The 18,382-nt window shown below is 41.5% G+C and carries 14 protein-coding genes; 9 read left to right on the top strand and 5 right to left on the bottom strand.

Translation table 11 applies throughout. The features are described from left to right. Positions 1 to 95 precede the first annotated feature (95 nt). From rlmKL to AC1DBT_RS04715, 3 genes are all read left to right on the top strand, one after another. The gene (gene rlmKL / locus AC1DBT_RS04705) at positions 96 to 2,591 is read left to right on the top strand and encodes a bifunctional 23S rRNA (guanine(2069)-N(7))-methyltransferase RlmK/23S rRNA (guanine(2445)-N(2))-methyltransferase RlmL (protein ID WP_480018799.1); all 2,496 of its coding nucleotides are present in this window, start codon (positions 96 to 98) and stop codon (positions 2,589 to 2,591) included. 333 nt (positions 2,592 to 2,924) lie between these two features. Beyond that, positions 2,925 to 3,173 carry a prevent-host-death protein gene (locus AC1DBT_RS04710; RefSeq protein WP_061102691.1) on the top strand — a complete coding sequence of 83 codons (249 nt, stop codon included), beginning with the start codon at positions 2,925 to 2,927 and terminating at the stop codon, positions 3,171 to 3,173. Continuing rightward, complete coding sequence (locus AC1DBT_RS04715) at positions 3,170 to 3,547, top strand: type II toxin-antitoxin system death-on-curing family toxin (protein ID WP_311444464.1); 378 nt, start codon at positions 3,170 to 3,172, stop codon at positions 3,545 to 3,547. Before AC1DBT_RS04710 ends, AC1DBT_RS04715 begins: the two co-directional genes overlap by 4 nt. An 89-nt stretch (positions 3,548 to 3,636) precedes the next feature. Here AC1DBT_RS04715 and AC1DBT_RS04720 read toward each other — a convergent pair whose 3' ends face one another. Next, positions 3,637 to 4,239, bottom strand: a complete 603-nt coding sequence (locus AC1DBT_RS04720; RefSeq protein WP_480018800.1) for a DUF4097 family beta strand repeat-containing protein — start codon at positions 4,237 to 4,239, stop codon at positions 3,637 to 3,639. A 503-nt stretch (positions 4,240 to 4,742) separates the two neighbouring features. Between AC1DBT_RS04720 and AC1DBT_RS04725 the strand changes: the two genes are divergently transcribed. Both AC1DBT_RS04725 and AC1DBT_RS04730 read left to right on the top strand, forming a co-directional pair. Continuing rightward, a complete protein-coding gene (locus AC1DBT_RS04725) occupies positions 4,743 to 5,057 on the top strand; it encodes a type II toxin-antitoxin system RelB/DinJ family antitoxin (protein ID WP_480018801.1) in 315 nt (104 codons plus the stop codon). Then, positions 5,054 to 5,386 (top strand): type II toxin-antitoxin system RelE/ParE family toxin, encoded by a 333-nt coding sequence (locus tag AC1DBT_RS04730; protein WP_480018802.1) that lies wholly within the window; start codon positions 5,054 to 5,056, stop codon positions 5,384 to 5,386. The genes AC1DBT_RS04725 and AC1DBT_RS04730 overlap by 4 nt, the downstream gene beginning before the upstream one ends. A 318-nt stretch (positions 5,387 to 5,704) precedes the next feature. Here AC1DBT_RS04730 and AC1DBT_RS04735 read toward each other — a convergent pair whose 3' ends face one another. Beyond that, the gene (locus AC1DBT_RS04735) at positions 5,705 to 7,270 is read right to left on the bottom strand and encodes a S10 family peptidase (RefSeq protein WP_480018803.1); all 1,566 of its coding nucleotides are present in this window, start codon (positions 7,268 to 7,270) and stop codon (positions 5,705 to 5,707) included. A gap of 125 nt (positions 7,271 to 7,395) precedes the next feature. Between AC1DBT_RS04735 and AC1DBT_RS04740 the strand changes: the two genes are divergently transcribed. Beyond that, on the top strand, positions 7,396 to 9,852 hold the full coding sequence (locus tag AC1DBT_RS04740) for a KUP/HAK/KT family potassium transporter (RefSeq protein WP_480018804.1): 2,457 nt from the start codon (positions 7,396 to 7,398) through the stop codon (positions 9,850 to 9,852). A gap of 330 nt (positions 9,853 to 10,182) precedes the next feature. Further along, positions 10,183 to 11,562 carry a glycosyltransferase family 4 protein gene (locus AC1DBT_RS04745; RefSeq protein ID WP_480018805.1) on the top strand — a complete coding sequence of 460 codons (1,380 nt, stop codon included), beginning with the start codon at positions 10,183 to 10,185 and terminating at the stop codon, positions 11,560 to 11,562. A gap of 93 nt (positions 11,563 to 11,655) precedes the next feature. Here the strand turns inward: AC1DBT_RS04745 and AC1DBT_RS04750 are convergent, their stop codons facing one another. The 3 genes from AC1DBT_RS04750 to arcC form a co-directional block, all read right to left on the bottom strand. Further along, entirely contained in the window at positions 11,656 to 12,000 is a 345-nt protein-coding gene (locus AC1DBT_RS04750; protein ID WP_480018806.1) for an ACT domain-containing protein, read from the bottom strand. A 57-nt stretch (positions 12,001 to 12,057) separates the two neighbouring features. Continuing rightward, positions 12,058 to 14,061: a subtype A tannase gene (locus AC1DBT_RS04755; RefSeq protein WP_480018807.1), complete on the bottom strand. Its 2,004-nt coding sequence runs from the start codon at positions 14,059 to 14,061 to the stop codon at positions 12,058 to 12,060. Between the two features lie 162 nt (positions 14,062 to 14,223). Continuing rightward, complete coding sequence (gene arcC, locus AC1DBT_RS04760; protein WP_480018808.1) at positions 14,224 to 15,162, bottom strand: carbamate kinase; 939 nt, start codon at positions 15,160 to 15,162, stop codon at positions 14,224 to 14,226. 600 nt (positions 15,163 to 15,762) lie between these two features. On the opposite strand from arcC, the gene AC1DBT_RS04765 reads away from it, so the two are divergent. Together AC1DBT_RS04765 and pyk are read left to right on the top strand one after the other, a co-directional pair. Next, on the top strand, positions 15,763 to 16,767 hold the full coding sequence (locus AC1DBT_RS04765) for a 2-hydroxyacid dehydrogenase (protein ID WP_420027804.1): 1,005 nt from the start codon (positions 15,763 to 15,765) through the stop codon (positions 16,765 to 16,767). A gap of 64 nt (positions 16,768 to 16,831) precedes the next feature. Continuing rightward, positions 16,832 to 18,262 carry a pyruvate kinase gene (gene pyk, locus AC1DBT_RS04770; RefSeq protein WP_480018809.1) on the top strand — a complete coding sequence of 477 codons (1,431 nt, stop codon included), beginning with the start codon at positions 16,832 to 16,834 and terminating at the stop codon, positions 18,260 to 18,262. Positions 18,263 to 18,382: the final 120 nt, after the last annotated feature.

The following is an 18,382-nucleotide window of genomic DNA, read 5'->3' on the forward strand; positions in this document are numbered from 1 at the left end:
GATATTGCTAATCAAAATATTATAAGCACTACGTCATAGTAAACTGTACGTCATCTACGTAGCGTAACAAAGTGTTCAAAGGAGCGATCTAACCCATGAGTAATCAGCCAATTGCAGATCAAATGGAGTTTTTTGCAAGCTGTCCCTTGGGATTTGAACAGCTGTTAAGTCGCGAATTGCGAAGCATTGCTCCAGTAAAAACACGTCCGCTGCAAGGACGTGTACAGTTTTTTTCGACGCTTAAAGATGCATATACCATATGTCTTTATACGCGCTTAGCATCGCGCATTATATATGTTATAAAACATATCGATGCAACAGACGCGCAAACGCTCTACCAACAAGCAGCAGAAATTCCCTGGTGGGAGCATATAGATCGTGGTACAACCTGTGCAATTGATGCTCATGGCACCAATGAAAACCTGAACAATTCTATATTTAGCGCGCAAAAGGTAAAAGACGCTCTATGCGATGCGTGCATAAAAACGCAAGGATGGCGTCCATCTATTGACACACATCACCCCGATGTAATGATTTCGCTACGTATTGCAAAAAACCGTGCAACACTTGGCATTGATTTAAGTGGCGAGCCGCTTTTTAAGCGCGGCTGGGAAGCTCAAAAGAACACGCAACACCATCTTGCATTTTTGCGTCCTGATTATGCAGCTGCTCTGTTAAGTCAAAGCAGCTGGTACAGTTGTGTTCGACATGAACATGCAACACTGGTATGTGCATATCCTCAAAGTGGAACGCTCTGCATTGAAGCTGTAGAACAAGCGCTACATCTTGCATGTGGCCGTAATCGTATACATTGGGGATTTTTAAAGTGGAAAGGCCACCAGCCCGATATATGGGAAAACGTTATCAACCAATCAAAAAACGATGAGCGACACTATCAAAATCATACCTGCACTTTGGTTTTATACGATGATCCGTCCGCTCAACGCAAAAGTATACAAACTATACGCTATATGCTCTCGCGTGCTCATATATCGGCTGCGCGTGTAAATTTTGAAACCGTTGATTTTGACGAATTCATACAACGATATGCGCAGTTTTCGCAAGGTCAAACCATTGCAAATAACTCAAAAGCGCCTCACGTTGCAAGCAACGCATCTGCGACCGCGTTTATATTCAACGCCAGTCAAACCGATGTAAGCTCAACTGCCGTATGTGCTGATAGAGTAAGTAAACTTATTCAAGCAGCACAGGCAACTTGTAAGGAGCATGAGCCGTCTAAAGATTCTTCTGAGACGCTTAAACGCAGTTTAACGGTAAGTATTCCCGAAGAGTTAGCACACGAAGCTGGCGATGCTTTACTTGCGCAAATGTGCACCACGCGCCTGGGTACGCAAACCGTGCTGTTTGGTAATCTACGCCCTGCCGCGCGTGAGTTGTTTTCTTGCGAACTTGGCGGTGCTTGGTCACAAGGACGTATACAAGACATTACGATATTTGATAAAGGTGCAGCTCAATTTGCTGCGCGACTTAAGAAAACGCTCAAGCAGCGAGGACCTTGGACAAAACGCGAAGATGTTAGCTGCTACCGCGTCTATGATGCAGATCTCCCAGATTTCGCCTGTGCAATAGATGTGTTTAATGCGTATCAACCGCGCACCACAAAGACCGCAACGCAAGATGGATCAGCGCAGCGTTGGCTTAATATTTCTGAATATAAAGCACCAAAAGTTATCGATCCGGTAAAAGCCAAGCTTAGACTCTATGATACGCTGCATATTGCATCGCTGATTCTTCAAACCAAACCCGAAGATGTATTCGTTCACACCAGAATGCAGGCAAAAGGTGGATCGCAATATCATATGCCACAGACAAATAATGCTCGTAAAACCGTGCGGACGCGCGATACAAGCACGGCGGCTTTGCGTAATGCAAACACGTCGGCTGTACGCAATGCAAGCTCATCGCCTTTGTGCAAATCAGGCATGCCCGAAGGATCTCATCTTATCGAAGAAGGCGGCTTGATTTTTGAAGTTAATTTTACCGCACGCCATGACTGCGGAATTTTTCTTGACTTTAGAGAAGTAAGAAACCGCGTGCGCGAGATGGCAAAAGCAATGAAAGGTTCCAAACGCTTTTTGAATCTGTTTGCCTATACTGCAACATCTACCTGCTATGCTGCCGATGGAGGCGCAAACTATACCACAACAGTTGACATGAGCGCGCCAACACTTCAATGGGCACAACGTAACATGGAACGAAACGGATTTAAAGGAAATCAGCATGAATACATTCGTGCGGATGTACTTACGTGGATACAAGACATGCGTCATAGCAAAAACAGGTGGGATCTTATTTTATGTGACGTTCCAACGTTTTCAAATTCAAATAAAATGCATGGAAAAACATGGGATGTTGCGCGTGATCATGTTGAGTTAATTATTACACTTTCTCGTCTCTTAACACGAGATGGAAAAGCCCTGTTTTGCTGCAATCTTAAGCACTTTACACTCAACAAAGAAGCGCTTACCAAAGCAGGCGTTGTCATAGACGATATTACCGCAGATACCATTCCTTTTGATTTTGCGCGCACGCAAAATGTACACCATGCGTATGTTGTAACCCGCGGCTAAAGTTGTGACCAAGGTCGTGGCCAAAGTTGTGATCAAAGTCATGACTAAAACCGCAGCTAAAGACGCAGGTAAAATTGCAGCTAAAGTCGTGTTCAAAGCATACGATGCACATAAAAACGTCCACACACGCAGAAAACAACATTATTGTGTTGCTTTGCTGGGTTGAATGAACGGGTAATATATCTATCCCTTTTTGAGCACGCAGCATAGATATTGCACGCACCTTTTAACAATACGAAGCTATATGTCATTTGTAAAGTAACTCTCAAACTACTTAGGATTTATTTATCCTAAAATGTATGCTATAATTCTCCTAAAAAGGAGGTCTCACCTATGAATGTAAATACAGACACGCTTGTTCCTATTTCCGAAGCTAATCAAAACTTTTCTAAAGTCGCACGCCTTGTTGATAAATATGGCTCGGCTGTTATTTTAAAAAATAACGCTCCTCGCTACGTAATTTTAGAATTTCCAAAAGCGCAAACTGATGAAATTGATCTTCCAACAAATGATGAGGTTGCAGCCTTATCTGACATGTTCATCAAAAAGAACAAAAAAGTCTATGAGGAACTTGCTAAATGAAGTATTTAACCCAAGAGCAGGTGATGAAGCTTCATCAGGTTCTGATTGAAACAAGTGGTGGCTCTTTAGGTATTCGCGATGAAGGAATGCTTGATTCGGCACTAAAAACTCCGCTGCAAACATTTGACAAGCGTGAACTTTTTCCAACTATTTTAGATAAGGCGACACGCTTGGCTTTTGGTCTTATCAAAAATCACCCTTTTATAGATGGCAACAAGCGCATTGGTACGCATGCTATGCTCATCTTTTTGGCACTCAACAACATTATGCTGTCTTATAAAGATGAAGAGCTGATTGATATTATTTTCAAAGTTGCGTCTGATAGAGCAGATGAAAACGACCTTTACAACTGGATTGAAAACCACCAAGCCTGATGGCCCAACATTCCGCAGCATTTTGGGATCTGCCAAAGTCTATTTGATGCAACGGGTTACAGTAGAGGACATAAAACATCACAAAAGTATTACTTCACTACAGCTTTTCCATTCAAGCAACGCACAGCATAGTGAACACATCCATCTGTTCTATATCCAAGATTGACCTTATTCTTATCAGAAACCTCGGTAATACCATTCTCACAAACCACTTCAAGACATGCGTTCTTGGTAATTTCTCCTTTTAAAATACTTGTACCATTTGTCGTATCCACCATGCAAGAAGCGGCAACTTTAACATTATGCGCCACAGCAGAACCATTAAGACACTTCAGAAAAACATCGTTCGCTTGAACATTTCTTGCTTCTACCTTGCCATTATGGACTTGTGCATAAACCTTGTCAGCTTTAATATCTGTTACTAATACTTGATTTGATTCAGCTTCAATCTCACAAAAATCAATGTGGTCTGGCAGCGTAACAATGACTTCAGGACTGCCTTTAGCCAGCCACCTAAGCCAGTAAAAAGCCGAAACTTTTTCTGTTTGTACAAGTTTTATACCGTCTTGATTTTCTTCAATCTTAAATATATCTTTTTCGCAATTAACATAACTAATACTAAAAGACTCAGCTGTTCTCACAGTTAAACTAGCATCTTTTGTGTGTGCTAAAAACTTCCTACTATTTGGCACTTTACCGTCTCCCTTGTTACTGGATTGCTTGTTTTGATTATACATGGTGAGCAGATATTTTAACAGGAATTTTAGTCACCAAGGGAGCCGCTGGCGTGCTCGCTTACAAAACTTTTGAGAAAAATTCGAAAATTACCCCATTTGACACGAGTTTTGAAGCCAAAAATTGCCCTTCGCACCGCTTTTGAGAGGTTCTTAAAACAGTATCAACGCGTCTACCTGGGCACATGCAAAACGTGTTTTTTGACCCCATGGCGCTGCGCCACAAAAACTCGTGTCAAATAAGGTTTTTTTCGAATATTAAGCGAAAAGTGTGCGCACAGGTAGTATTTCTACTTTTTTTGAATGCACGCTATGGGTATTGGGCGCACTTTTAACGATAGTAAAAGCTATCGTTAAAAGGTTTTAATGACTTAATCACATTTCGATACATATATTGCTTTCATCTGCTTGCATATGCTTGCAATATTTTATAAAATAAGGGCAAAAAGGATGTGAACACAATGACAAATACAAACGCTGTATATGCAAGGATCGATACAAATCTTAAAAAAAATGCTGAAAGTATCTTGAGCCAGCTTGGCATAACTCCATCTTCAGTAATCCAAATGCTTTACAGCCAGATTGTTTTACAAAATGGTTTACCTTTTGAACTTCGACTGCCAGCTCATAAGCAAGAAAAGCCACTTGCTTTAGGTAATTTAACTCAAGCTGAACTGGATACAGAACTGCAAAAAGGTATCGACTCACTTTCGACCGGAAAATCATATAGTGCCGACGATGTCGATAAGTTTTTCGCAAAGGAATACGGCGTATGAGCAAAGCATACAGCATCATTTATTCCCCGCAAGCCTTCCTTGACCTCACTGAACTGTACGAATACATCCGTTTTAATTTGCAAGTTCCTAAAACAGCTGAAAAACAAGTCAATCATATTAGAAAAGCCATTCACTCTCTTGATACTATGCCTATGCGATATCCGCTTGTTGTTTGGGAACCATGGCGTTCTAAAAGCATACGTCGAGTTTCCGTCAATAACTACACAGTCTTTTACCAAGTAGACGAAAATAAAATGACAGTTACTATTATTCGCATATTCTACTCAGGCAGAAATATAGAAAGCATTGTTAACGACTCAAATAATTAATACACGATTTTGGCTAGAAAAGTAACGAAAGAAGTAACGTAATTTCGAACGTTTCACCTACCTCTAATAATGTGCTGTTATTTTTTAATGCTGTCTTCAATAAAAACCTTAGATTTTTGAATTTGAACTTTATCTTTATTAACTACAAGAGTAATATAATCTCCATTTTTGTAATTTAGCATACGTGCGCTCAAAAAGCGGAGGTATAGGACACAAAAAGCGCACCTACGCAAACGTACGCAGGTGCGCCTCAGATAGACAAAGCAAACGGCACGAGCACCTTTATGTTTGCTCATGCATAAGTGCCTATATACTTATTTATGCTTGCTTATAAAACGCTTCCATATCCTTGGAAAGCTGCGCAAGCGTTGGAGCATCGGTATATGCCATATGACCACAGTTATACAAATGCCACTCGAGCTTCTCTTTTAATTCGGGAGAAAGGAACTGGCAGGAAATGTCGTGAAGAACATTCCAATAGGTAGTTGCTGCATCGTAGCGACCGCCTAATATGCACACTTTCATGCAAGGATTTCTACGCATAGCAACGCTTATGTCGTATGCAACGTTAGCAGACATGCTTGAACCATCTTTGCCCGGTGTGGTATGTTCCCATTTCCAGTTAACGCCTACACGATCATAGTTCATAGACATATACGGAGCCTTGAATGAATATCCTAAGGTATTATGACAAAAGTCTCTAAATGCACTTGTCCAGCTTGCCTCAACCGCATCATCAGCAGGATCTTGCGATGCAAACCAAGAACTACTCGACTGAACAGCAACAGGAGCATCACTTGAATAACGCATGTCCAAACGGCCTACCACACGTCCTTGTTCGTATAAAAGATTACGACGGAAATCGTCGAGCGTAATACGTAAATGACAAGCGCGAATATGAGCCTCAGGTAATCCGATAAAATGGCTCATCTCTTGCGCAACACGCTCTTCTTCGTTGACATCAAGACGGTCTCCTTGTAAAAGCGCAGGTGCAAGCGTTTTATCGGTCCATGCAAGCGCTTTATCAAACCAAGATTCAACAGTTTCTTGTGCACCTGCTTTACCAAAGAAGTGAGCAGTTGCAGCCATAGTTGGAAGCATACCTAAATGATAGAGGTCACTACCCTCTTCTACCTGGGCAAAGTCGAAAATAGCAGACAACATGGTTACACCTGCAACTTTAATGTCTTTTTCGCCCAGAAGGCGCATCAAAACTGCATTTCTGGTAGTTCCGTAAGACTCACCAAACAAATAAACAGGGCTCAACCAGCGGTTATGTTCCTCAAGCCAGGTAGTAATTGCGCGACAAAACGCGTCAGCGTCTCCATCAACACCAAAAATAGACGAAGTATCTGCACCTTCGGCAACAGTTGACCAACCAGTGCCCAATGCATCTAGAAATACAAGATCGGTTGAACGCAAAAGGGTATATGGATTATCCTCAACTTCAATAGGCGTGCCTAGATGCTTAACACCATTTGAAACAACGCGGCGAGGGCCTAGGCCACCAAAATTTATAGGAACCGAAGCACATCCAGGACCGCCGTTAAAAGCAAAGGTAACAGGACGTGTGCTTTGTGTTTTTCCATTTTCGTCCAAGGCAAGATAGGACATGGAAAACATATTACCAATAAGTGCACCTGTATCAGAACGTACATCCACATGAGATGCCTGCACTTGATAGCTAATCATTTCTCCTGATGTTTCGTGTGATCCACGCCATACAAGATTTGCGGACGCAGCCTTGGGCAAATCAATTCGCGTTTGCGCAGGAACAGTAATAAAGGCGTCCTTTATTTTTGAAGCGCGTGTTGAGGTTTGCGACGGTACGTTTTGTACACAAACAGCTCCATCTTGTACTGATTGTGGTGTTGTGTCACTCATAAGCATCTCCTTACTTGCATAACTTTTTAAATCAGATAGGATTACATATATATTTGTACGTCCTTTTATTATACGGGTTAGCGTACAAATTTTTAGGTGAAATTAGATAAAGAAATTAGGTGTTCATGTTTACATCGTCTTCTAGCGCATCTCGTGACAATATGCAGTCGATACAAAATGCAAACGTCACAGGTCGCATAGGACAAACGGGTCGCATCGCGGCAACAGCGCGTGCTAAAATGCCGTCCATACCCTTAAGCGCATCAATGATGCTGGTAACCTTAGGTATTGTATACGGTGATATTGGAACAAGTCCTATGTATACGCTTAAAGCCATTATGACAGGCAACGGCGGACTTATGACCATGAAAGAAGATGTTGTATTAGGAGCTCTTTCACTTATTATTTGGACGCTTACCCTTATTACAACCGTAAAATATGTATTTGTAGCAATGAGCGCCGACAACCATAACGAAGGCGGAATTTTTGCGCTGTATTCACTTGTCAAACGCTTTGGAAAATGGCTCATTATCCCTGCTATGATAGGCGGAGCCGCACTACTTGCAGACGGTATTTTAACCCCTGCCGTAACAGTTACTACCGCCATCGAAGGTCTGCGAACTATTCCTTTTATACGCGTGCTTATGGGTGGACGCCAAAGCGTGGTTGTTATAATTACCATCACCATTATTTGTCTTTTATTCTTTGTGCAGCGATCAGGAACGTCTTCAATTGGTAAGGCTTTTGGCCCTATCATGACACTATGGTTTCTCTACTTAGGAATTTCAGGTCTTATTAATTTATGTGCAGATCTTAATGTTTTACGCGCACTTAATCCAATCCGTGGAATTGTATTTTTGTTTAATGGTCAGATAAATGCAGCTGGCTTAATGGTACTTGGTAATGTATTTCTTTGTACCACGGGTGCAGAAGCCCTCTATAGCGATATGGGTCATGTTGGCAAGGTTAATATTTTTGCAACGTGGCCTTTTGTTAAAACCTGTCTTATCCTTAATTACCTAGGCCAAGGCGCATGGATTTTAGTTAATAACTCTTCCCTTTCTTTAGCAAGCCTAGACGATCTTAACCCGTTCTTCCAAATGATTGACCCAAATTATCGTGTCTTTGCCGTTATACTTTCAACTCTTGCTGCTATTATTGCATCTCAAGCACTTATCACCGGCTCGTATTCCATTATTTCCGAGGCAATCCACTTAGACCTCATGCCTCACATGAAAATTAATTATCCATCTCTTAACAAAGGTCAAATTTATATTCCGCTGGTCAATAATACCATGTGGTTTGCATGCATACTTGTTGTGCTCATCTTCCAAACTTCCAATCATATGGAAGCTGCTTATGGTCTTGCTATCACCGCAACCATGTTAATGACCACCATTTTGTTGTACACTTATTTAACTTCAATTAAACGCAATAAACCTGCAGCTATTGTCTTTGGTATTTTCTTTGGTGCAATTGAGCTGATGTTTTTCTTCTCATCGCTTACCAAGTTTTTCCATGGTGGATATTTTACCGTGCTTATGGCAGCAGCGATGTTTGCCATTATGTATATATGGAGACGAGCAACCGCAGTTGAGCACACGCAAACCGTTTATTTACCCATCGTTAAATATATCGATCAGCTGCGCCGTCTTAAACGCGACCGCGAATTCCCCTATACTGCCGATAACATTGTATTTTTGTCAAATGACTCATCTCAGGATCGTCTTGACCGTGATATTTTATATTCAATTTTGGATAAGCGTCCAAAACGCGCAAAAGCATACTGGTTTGTAAATATTAAAGTTACAAACGAGCCTTACACTCACGAATATTTGGTAGAAAACTTTGGTACCAACTTTATTTTTAAAGTACAGCTCCGTCTTGGATTTAGAGTAAACCAACGTATTAACACCTATCTGTATCAAATTGTTTCCGATATGGTAGATGCGCGAATTCTGCACCCTCAGCACCACAAGTATTCAATTTATCGAGAAAATAGCAACGTTGGCGACTTTAGATTCTGTATGCTGCGTAAGGTTTTATCGCCCGAAACCAATATCTCGGGTCTTAATCGCGTAGTAATTGAAGCTAAATATATTATTCGCAGACTCTGCGGATCGCCTGTTAAATGGTATGGTCTTGAAAACTCAAGCATTATTTTTGAGTATGTGCCACTCTTTACGCGAGCAAAACAGCAGCACCGCCTTACACGCATTATGAAACCACTTCACGTAAACCCCTCCCTTGAACAAACAGGAGTTATGCACATAGACGACAGCGATGAAGATATTTTTTCTGCCAGTGTTAAACACGAACTTGCAGATTCGTATGAGTCGGTTGAGCACTCCCTTATTGGTGGAGATACAGCTAGCTTTAGGCCGCTCAGACTTGACGACAACGATGATACTGAAGACGACGAGTATAGCTATCAGGGAGAAGAGTTTATAGGAACAGACACGGGCATTTTTGAACCCGACGCACAAGATATGCATAACGCGTATGAAAATGAAACTTACCCGGATTCTCAAAAGAACTTTACAAGTGATAATCAAGGGGGATCGAGGCGTAAACATTCGTAAAGGCACAACCATTCATAAACACGCCCTTTCGTAGGTGCGAAATGAACCCACCTTCCATAAGGTGGGTGCTCTCATCGCTTGTTCCAGCTTCCTCAACTGTGAAGGATGCCTGTACTAAACACGAAATATGAGCTCCCTCAAAACGCTTGTCGGTTCACCCAGTTGTACTACGAAAGGACGCTATAACTACTATAGCGAATTTTGTAATAATAAAATAGACTTGAATAGAAAGTCATTATCGTTCAAACTTAAGATGTATGTAATTATTGGTACAACAAGTTGGCTCTACACGTTTGTCCTATAAACGCTTGCTAAGTAAGGAGATCACATATGCTCACAAATCTTATCGATTACCATGTGAGCAATTGTATCAGCATGTATCAATCTCTTTTTACCAGTTCCAATCACCGCGGTATAGAAGCATCTTGTATGTCCTTGTTTTCAACGTGGCATGCATTCACCCCTTCTTTGACGCTCCAAACTGGTCCGGTTCCACTTGAGGAAATATGTTCTCCCCTTATTATTACCTGTTCTCTTTGCTTATTTTTTGTAGCATTTGCAACTGTTTTGGCACTGACACCCCTTGCCAAAATAATTGCCCACAAACTTGGAGCTATTGATCGCCCCGGAAAACGCCGCGTTAATAAAAAGCCCATTCCTCGTATGGGTGGTATTGCCGTTTTCACAGGAATTTTCTTAACGCTGCTTATTCATTACTTAGGCATCCTTGCACATCTTTGGCCAAGCGTATTTTTACCAAGTGAAGTATTTCAGTACATTAACTACCCACTTATTATGCTTGGTATGATCTGCATTTTTATCACTGGTGTTATTGATGATGTTTATCATTTGACGCCCCTTCAAAAACTCATCGGACAAATTATTTCGGCTGCATGCGCGGTATGCGGCGGACTTGTTATTGGCGTTATTGTTAATCCATTAAGCTCTGGCGCGCTCTATTTGGGCTGGATTGCGTATCCTTTAACGATTCTTTACTTAGTTGCATACGTTAATATTTTTAATCTCATCGACGGCCTTGATGGTCTGGCAACAGGACTTGCCTTTATTGTAAGTGCAACTATGTTTGTACTCTCGATTATGGCAAATAGACTTGATGCTGCGTTTTTAGCAATTGCACTGTGTGGATCAACACTGGGTTTTCTAAAATATAATTTTAATCCCGCTTCAATCTTTCTAGGTGATTCAGGATCATTGCTGATTGGCTTTACCTTAGGGGTTATTTCGCTGTTATCGGTAACACGTGTAGCAGGTCTTACTACCATTATGGTACCTCTTATTATTTCGGGTATTCCTATTATCGATACGTTTTCGGCAATCATTAGAAGAAAAAGAGCGCATATCAGTATTAGTCAAGCAGATCAAGGGCACATTCATCATCGTCTTATTTCTGAAGGATTTAATCAAAAACAAGCAGTTCTTATTATGTATGCATGGACGGCGTTTTTATGCTGTGGAACCTATCTTATGACGCAAGTTGAGGTAATGCCACGTATCTGCATTTTTATCGTCCTTTTTGCGCTTTCTCTGGTGTTTACGCTTAAATTGCATTTGTTTGAGCCTGTACTTTTTCACCACACTAATCCTGCTACTGGAAAAGACGAACTTGTTTCGCCCAAAGATCCCGAATTTAAGCTGGAAGAAGCAAAATTTGAGCAGCAGCACCATACTCACAATCTTACCCATATATAGCGAGATAAGCCATGCGCAAAGGTACGCATGGCTTATCGTATAAAAGCACACGAAGTACGCCTCGAGGCGCATTAAAGCGGTCTAGCGGTGTGATTACAAACGATACATATAGGTAAACACATCTTCACGCTGCATGGTAATTTGAACGTGCAGCGTTTCTCCAAGCTTATCAAGTGACTCTTGAATCTCGGCAAAACTAACGCTGACTTCTGAAAGGTCTACAACCATAGTCATCGTAAAGATGGACGACATAATTGTCTGCGAAATATCTAAAATATCTGCATCATTGTTGGCAAGAATCGTTGCCACTTTTGCAACAATACCGCAGCGGTTTTTTCCTAAAACACTTACAATCGCACGATTATGCGTGCTTTGCGCACGCTCAAACGTTGTGTTCGTATCCGCTAAAAGCTGGGCATCTGTATTATTTTCATTCATAACAATACCTTTCCGTACGTATGCAACGTTATTACTATATGTAGTATCACACAAATGTTAGGAATCTGATTGATCGCTATCATTTTGATCGGCGTTTTGATCTTGTTCTTCGGCCTTTTGTTTTTGCTGTTCCTGAAGGGAAACGAGCTGCTTAACACATACACCTATCCATTGGATAGCGTTATCTTGCGGATGCCCTTTAATTTCGGCAAGCTCAAAGCCCTTATCCCATACGGGGGTAAACTGAACGTCTTTTACACCATCATAATGTTTAAGAGCAGCTACCAAATTAAGCTCGGTAGTTAAAGGTGATGCCTGCTGCATAAGCCCGGTATTAATACGCCAAAACGGTGCAACTTGTGCTTTACCAAAACCTTCGCTTGAGCCACATAAGTTATAAAGCGGATTAAGTGCATTAATACGAGTTTGTTGCGTGGAGCCCAAAGCATCTTTTTTCTCAAGATCTTGATTAAAAGCATCAACAAGCTTTGAATCAAAGGTGGAATCTTTTTTATACGCGTCCTGATGCTCGGTAAGCACATGTGCAATGTGTGCATCAAAATGCAAGGTAGATTCGTTATCAATTCCAAAAAGTTGATTGCTGGGCGTAGATTTATCCAGAGCGTCAAAAGCACATACCGCTTTATTGGGAACCTTGTAATGTTTCACAAAATCCCATAGATTACTGATAGATACTGTTCCTTTTGACGAAGAATAGGTAATCCAGCGCGTATCACTATTAAGCGCTGCAAGATAGCTTGCAGGTGTTTCGTAAGATATTCCTTGTACTTTTGAAACTCCCGAAGACGACTGTTCTGAGGCTTGAGCGGCATCAGTTGTTTGAGCTTTGTCATCTTTCTTTTTAGCGGACGCATCCTGCGAAGATTCTGCAGACGGCTGTCCTTTTGCTGAACTTTTTTCCTGTTTTTGGTTTAAATTACCTGGAAAAGAAGGCTCTATTAAACGCGAAGGAGTTTGTATGTAGGGGAACTGTGTATGCGTAATAAAATTAGTAGCGGCATCGGTAAGCGTCTTCATTACATAATTGTAGTATGATCCATCGCAATAGCTTCCATCGTCTAACTTTGAAAGCAGCAAACGCTCATTTTGATCGTCACATAAACCAAGATCATTCAAACGTAAAGCATATTCTTGTGCAAGATCTAAAGACAGCTGCTTTTTAAATGAATTTGACTTACGCGACTCATCCGTTACAAATTGCCCCATCATCCATTCATAGGCACAATTGCCTAAGTCTGCATCAAGCAAAGGACACCATAATGCACAGCCAGCAATTTTATCGGAGATTGTTTTTCCCTGACCGTCATGTGTTGCCGCACCAACTTTTTTAAGATACGCCGAATATAATTCGCTGTCGCCACTTGCACCCAAAACAGAGCTCATCGTGGCACCTGCTCCGTAAGAAAGCGTAAAAATATTATCGGTATTAGCAGGTAGTACCGAAGAATTGTAACGTAAAAAGCGAATGGCACTTTTAAGATCTACAATGCCCCAAGGAGCACCACCCGAAAAGACCTCTTTTTTATCGCTTTCAAAACCAGAACTTCTACCTCTAAAACCTGGATAAACGTAAATCATACCAGCTTGAAGATAGCGGCGCATACCTTCATACTCATAAACATTAGGACATGCTTGAGGCGTAAAGAACGCCGAATTAAGTGGCATAACAATAGGAGCGGTTTGAGGCGTATAATCACCTAGCTGCGCGTCTTCGCGCGTGGTACATTGCCACAAATCGCCTTTTTTCTTTGCAAGAAAATAAGTACCAGGAACATAAATTGAAAGAGAACCATACGTTTTTGATGCAGGGTGCAGACAATACGGAACAGCAAGCTGATAAAAACAGTTGTGAACTTTATCAAATTTCCAACCGTCACGCCTAAGCTCTAACGCCTTAAATTCACTCAAGTTTACCGCAGGCTCTGGCGAAGTTGCTGCAGATGTATCTTGAGGTTGTTCATCGGTGTGAGCGGTGCAACCTGCTGCAAACAACATTGCAAGCGACGCAAGTGACAAAAAAGACTTTCTTGTGATGTTCATACATCCTCCAAGTACCTACCTCAAAAGACCTCTTATATTATGACTAAAAAGTTGGAAAGTTCCCACCAGATTCACAAGAAGAAAATATAAAAAGACGTATGTGCCAACACACATACGTCAAATGATTACTAAATTGCCCGATAAGGTACCCAAAGTGCTTGCTTAAGCTACAATGCGCGTCCCCGTCTTACCCAAAAGCCCCTGTTTTGCACATTCAAGCGAGGTAATGAGCGCCTCACCTGTAGGAGTTTGTTGTACAAAGTTTACGCACGCAGAAATTTTAGGAAGCATAGATCCTGGTGCAAACTGACCTTCATCACTATACTGTTTTGCCTGTTCAACACTTATTACATCCAAGTCTTGCTGATTGGGCTTATTAAAGTTAATAGCAACTTTTTCGACCGCAGTTAAAATAACCAAGCGATCGGCTTTAATATCGTGAGCAAGTAAAGCTGCGGTATTATCTTTATCGATAACAGCTGCAACGCCTTTATAACCTGATTCAGTCTTAACAACAGGTATTCCACCACCACCTGCAGCAATAACAACACATCCATTTTCAACCAGCGACTTAATGGTATCGGTTTCTACAATATAGGTTGGAAGCGGTGAAGCAACTACCCATCTCCATCCACGCCCCGAATCCTCAACATAGATATCGCCCGAGTGCTCCATGCGTTTTTTTGCTTCTGCTTCGCTATAAAAAGCACCTACCGGCTTAGTAGGATGTTGAAACGCAGGATCTGCGGCATCTACCAGCGTTTGCGTAACTACCGACACCACAGGTTTGTGTATATCCCTGCGAGCAAGTTCGTTGGTCATTGCCTGCTGAAGATGATATCCAATGTAGCCTTGCGACATAGCGCCACACTCTGCAAACGGAATTTCTGGTCCAACACCATGTTGAGAAGCATAATCGGTAGAAACTTTAATAGCCCCAACCTGGGGACCATTGCCATGTGTTATAACTACGCGATAACCCTCCTCGATCATATCAACAAGCGATTTTGCTGTATTTTGAATAAGAGCCAGCTGCTGTTGAGGAGTTTTGCCTAAAGCATTTCCTCCTAAAGCAACAACGATGGTTTGTTGTGTATCCATAGTTTCTCCTTGTAGAGCGTATAAAACAGCAAGCGCAGCCGCCGAAGCTACACGTGTTTCTTATAACATATCACAGTGTAAGCCTACCATACTTCTTACGCATAAAATAAAAGAGTTATTGTATAAATTTGTTGAGATGCAAAAATTATCGGTAAATGGTCTTATGCTTTTGAATTCTAGTAATCAAAGCTGTCTGTAATTTTTTATTGCATACACTTTATTGTATTTTTTTATTGTTTAATACATACACTGCGCGCAATTTAAATGAAAATACCTCGTAATAGTCATTCTTTTGTATAGAAAAAATAGCATGAAAAACTAAGCAGCACAAAAGGCGCGCGCGACAAAACCATAACAACAACTCCATAAATCACTACTAGACACGTATCTATGATTTCTGCATATTTATACCGTTTACCACTCACTTTTATCCGTTAACCAAAATTAACATTATGGAATTTAAAAATGTGATATGGACTTCTGTTTTACTCATACCCTCTGTGTTAAAAGTGCGTTAAACTAAAGGTTGCCTAAATATTTTGTGCACACTTAGTACGAGTGCACATAATCTTAATACAGCCTTTAGTAAAAGGAGTTGCCATGAAAGTACTTGTTTTTGGAACTATGAGCTACGATAAGGATTCGTTTAACAAAGAGTTACCTGATTTCCCTCATGTAACACTTGATTACACCGATGTAGAACTCACTCCAACAACTGCAGCATTGGCAAAAGGTTATGACGCCGTATGTGCATTTGTAAACTCCAACGTATCAGCAATGACTTTGGAAGTACTCAAAGGCTTAGGTATTGAGCTTGTTCTTATGAGATGCGCAGGATTTGACGCCGTAAACGTTAAAACCGCTCAAGAAATTGGCATGAAAGTTACCCGTGTTCCTGCATATTCGCCCGAGGCAATCGCTGAACACGCAATGGCTTTGGCATTGGCAGCCAACCGCCACATTTGCAAAGGCTACAATCGTATTCGTGAAAACAACTTCTCGCTTACTGGTCTTGTTGGCGACACCTTACACGGAAAAACAGCTGGTATCGTAGGCTGTGGTCGTATTGGTGCTGCTCTGTGCCGTATTTGCAAGGGCTTTGGCATGACCGTTTTGGGTTACGATTTGTATCCTAATCAAAAATTGGTAGACGAAGAGCACTGTGTTGATAGATTTGTTTCCCTAGACGAGCTCTATGCAGAATCTAACCTTATCAGCCTGCATGCCTTCTTAAACGATGAAAGCTACCGCATGATTAACGACAAAGCAATTGCAAAGATGAAACCTGGTGTTATCTTTGTAAACACAGGTCGTGGTGGCTTGGTTGATACACAAGCTTTAATTCGTGGTATCATTTCTGGCAAAATTGGCGCAGCAGGTTTGGACGTTTATGAAGAAGAGGGTCCAAACGTCTATCAAGACCGTACCAGCGAAGTGTTTGAATCTGTTACCACCCAACTGTGTGCATTCCCTAATGTTGTTATGTCATCTCACCAGGCATACTTTACACACGAAGCACTCAGCCAAATTGCGCGTGTTACCCTTGAAAATGCTGAACGTTATGCAGAAGGTAAAGAGTTTATAGAACGTAGCGTTGTATGCTAGATTTTTTTGCTACAACAACTACAATGATAGCGGATACAAAATAAACACATGTGAAAGGATATAGATGAAAAGAACAAAAATCATCTGCACCATGGGTCCTGCTACTGAGGATGATAACATCTTACGTGAAATCATTAAGAGCGGCATGAATGTTGCTCGCTTTAACTTCAGCCATGGTTCTCATGAGTATCACCGCACAAATATCGAGCGTGTACGCCGTATTTCTCAAGAACTCGGTATTCCTGTAGCTATTATGCTTGACACCAAAGGCCCAGAGATCCGTACGGGTGAGCTTGAAAATCACGAAAAAGTTGTTTTAACAACAGGTGAAAAAACCATCGTTACCACTGATGACGGTGTTATTGGAAACAAAGACCGCTTCTCGCTTGACTACAAGCGTCTTCCTCAAGAAGTAGAAAAAGGCTCCATCATTCTTATTGATGACGGCTTAATTGAGTTAACTGTTGACCATGTTGAAGGTACCGACATGTACTGCAACATTGACAACGGTGGTGAGCTTGGCGAGCGCAAGGGTGTAAACGTACCTAACGTTGAAGTTGGTCTTCCTTCTGTTACCGAGCAAGATAAAAAAGACATCCTCTTTGGTTGCGAGCTTGGAATTGACGCTATCGCTGCTTCGTTCATCCGTAACGGTGCTGCTGTAGATGAAATCCGTCAACTCTGCTTTAGCCAAGGTCAACGTCACATTGATATCTTCCCCAAGATTGAATGCGCACTTGGTGTAAAGAACTTTGACGAGATTCTTGAGCACTCCGACGGTATTATGGTTGCTCGTGGTGACTTAGGTGTAGAGATTCCACCTGCAAAAGTTCCTCACATTCAAAAGAGCATTATTAGCAAATGTGCTTCGGTGTATAAGCCTGTTATTACCGCAACTCAAATGCTTGATTCTATGATCAGAAATCCTCGTCCAACGCGTGCAGAAGTAACCGACGTTGCCAACGCAATTTATGATGGTACCGACTGCGTTATGCTCTCAGGCGAGTCTGCAGCAGGTAAATATCCTGTTGAGGCTGTAAAGATGATGGCAACCGTTTGTAAAGAAACCGAGAAATACTTAGCTGAACGTGGTATCTATCACGATTCAGGTGACGAAGTTAACGCAGCAATTGGTTTAGCAGCTGTTGAGTGCGCAAATCGTGTACATGCACATTGCATTATTTGCCCAACTCACTCAGGTCGTACCGCACGCCTTATCTCAAACTTCCGTCCTAGTTTGCCAATCATTGCAATGTCTCCTTCAAATCATGCAATCAGAAAGACATGCTTCTACTGGGGTGTTACTTCTTACAAAACCCCTGAGCAAGGCTCACTTTCTGCTACCTGCTATAACGCATTACGTGAGGCAAAAGATCATGGTTGTGTAGAAAAGGGCGATCTTGTTGTTATTACCGCTGGTGACCCACAAACTTCACCTTCTCAAGGCGACTACATTACCTCAACTAACATGACTATGGTTGCTCAGATTCAATAAGCACGCACGTCTTACATGTTAAGAAACCCCCTCTATATCCGCGGATGATATGTACCCCTTTTACTGGACAAAACCAGTGAAAGGGGTTTTGTATGAAATACGATTATGTTTTTAAACTTA

The sequence above is a fragment of the Fannyhessea sp. C0108B2 genome (assembly GCF_056583915.1).

Excerpts from the sequence above, each read along its gene's own strand:
- rlmKL (WP_480018799.1), top strand. The coding sequence starts at position 96 with ATGAGTAATCAGCCAATTGCAGATCAAATGGAGTTTTTTGCAAGCTGT.
- AC1DBT_RS04710 (WP_061102691.1), top strand. The coding sequence starts at position 2,925 with ATGAATGTAAATACAGACACGCTTGTTCCTATTTCCGAAGCTAATCAA.
- AC1DBT_RS04715 (WP_311444464.1), top strand. The coding sequence starts at position 3,170 with ATGAAGTATTTAACCCAAGAGCAGGTGATGAAGCTTCATCAGGTTCTG.
- AC1DBT_RS04725 (WP_480018801.1), top strand. The coding sequence starts at position 4,743 with ATGACAAATACAAACGCTGTATATGCAAGGATCGATACAAATCTTAAA.
- AC1DBT_RS04730 (WP_480018802.1), top strand. The coding sequence starts at position 5,054 with ATGAGCAAAGCATACAGCATCATTTATTCCCCGCAAGCCTTCCTTGAC.
- AC1DBT_RS04735 (WP_480018803.1), bottom strand. The coding sequence starts at position 7,270 with ATGAGTGACACAACACCACAATCAGTACAAGATGGAGCTGTTTGTGTA.
- AC1DBT_RS04740 (WP_480018804.1), top strand. The coding sequence starts at position 7,396 with ATGTTTACATCGTCTTCTAGCGCATCTCGTGACAATATGCAGTCGATA.
- AC1DBT_RS04745 (WP_480018805.1), top strand. The coding sequence starts at position 10,183 with ATGCTCACAAATCTTATCGATTACCATGTGAGCAATTGTATCAGCATG.
- AC1DBT_RS04750 (WP_480018806.1), bottom strand. The coding sequence starts at position 12,000 with ATGAATGAAAATAATACAGATGCCCAGCTTTTAGCGGATACGAACACA.
- AC1DBT_RS04755 (WP_480018807.1), bottom strand. The coding sequence starts at position 14,061 with ATGAACATCACAAGAAAGTCTTTTTTGTCACTTGCGTCGCTTGCAATG.
- arcC (WP_480018808.1), bottom strand. The coding sequence starts at position 15,162 with ATGGATACACAACAAACCATCGTTGTTGCTTTAGGAGGAAATGCTTTA.
- AC1DBT_RS04765 (WP_420027804.1), top strand. The coding sequence starts at position 15,763 with ATGAAAGTACTTGTTTTTGGAACTATGAGCTACGATAAGGATTCGTTT.
- pyk (WP_480018809.1), top strand. The coding sequence starts at position 16,832 with ATGAAAAGAACAAAAATCATCTGCACCATGGGTCCTGCTACTGAGGAT.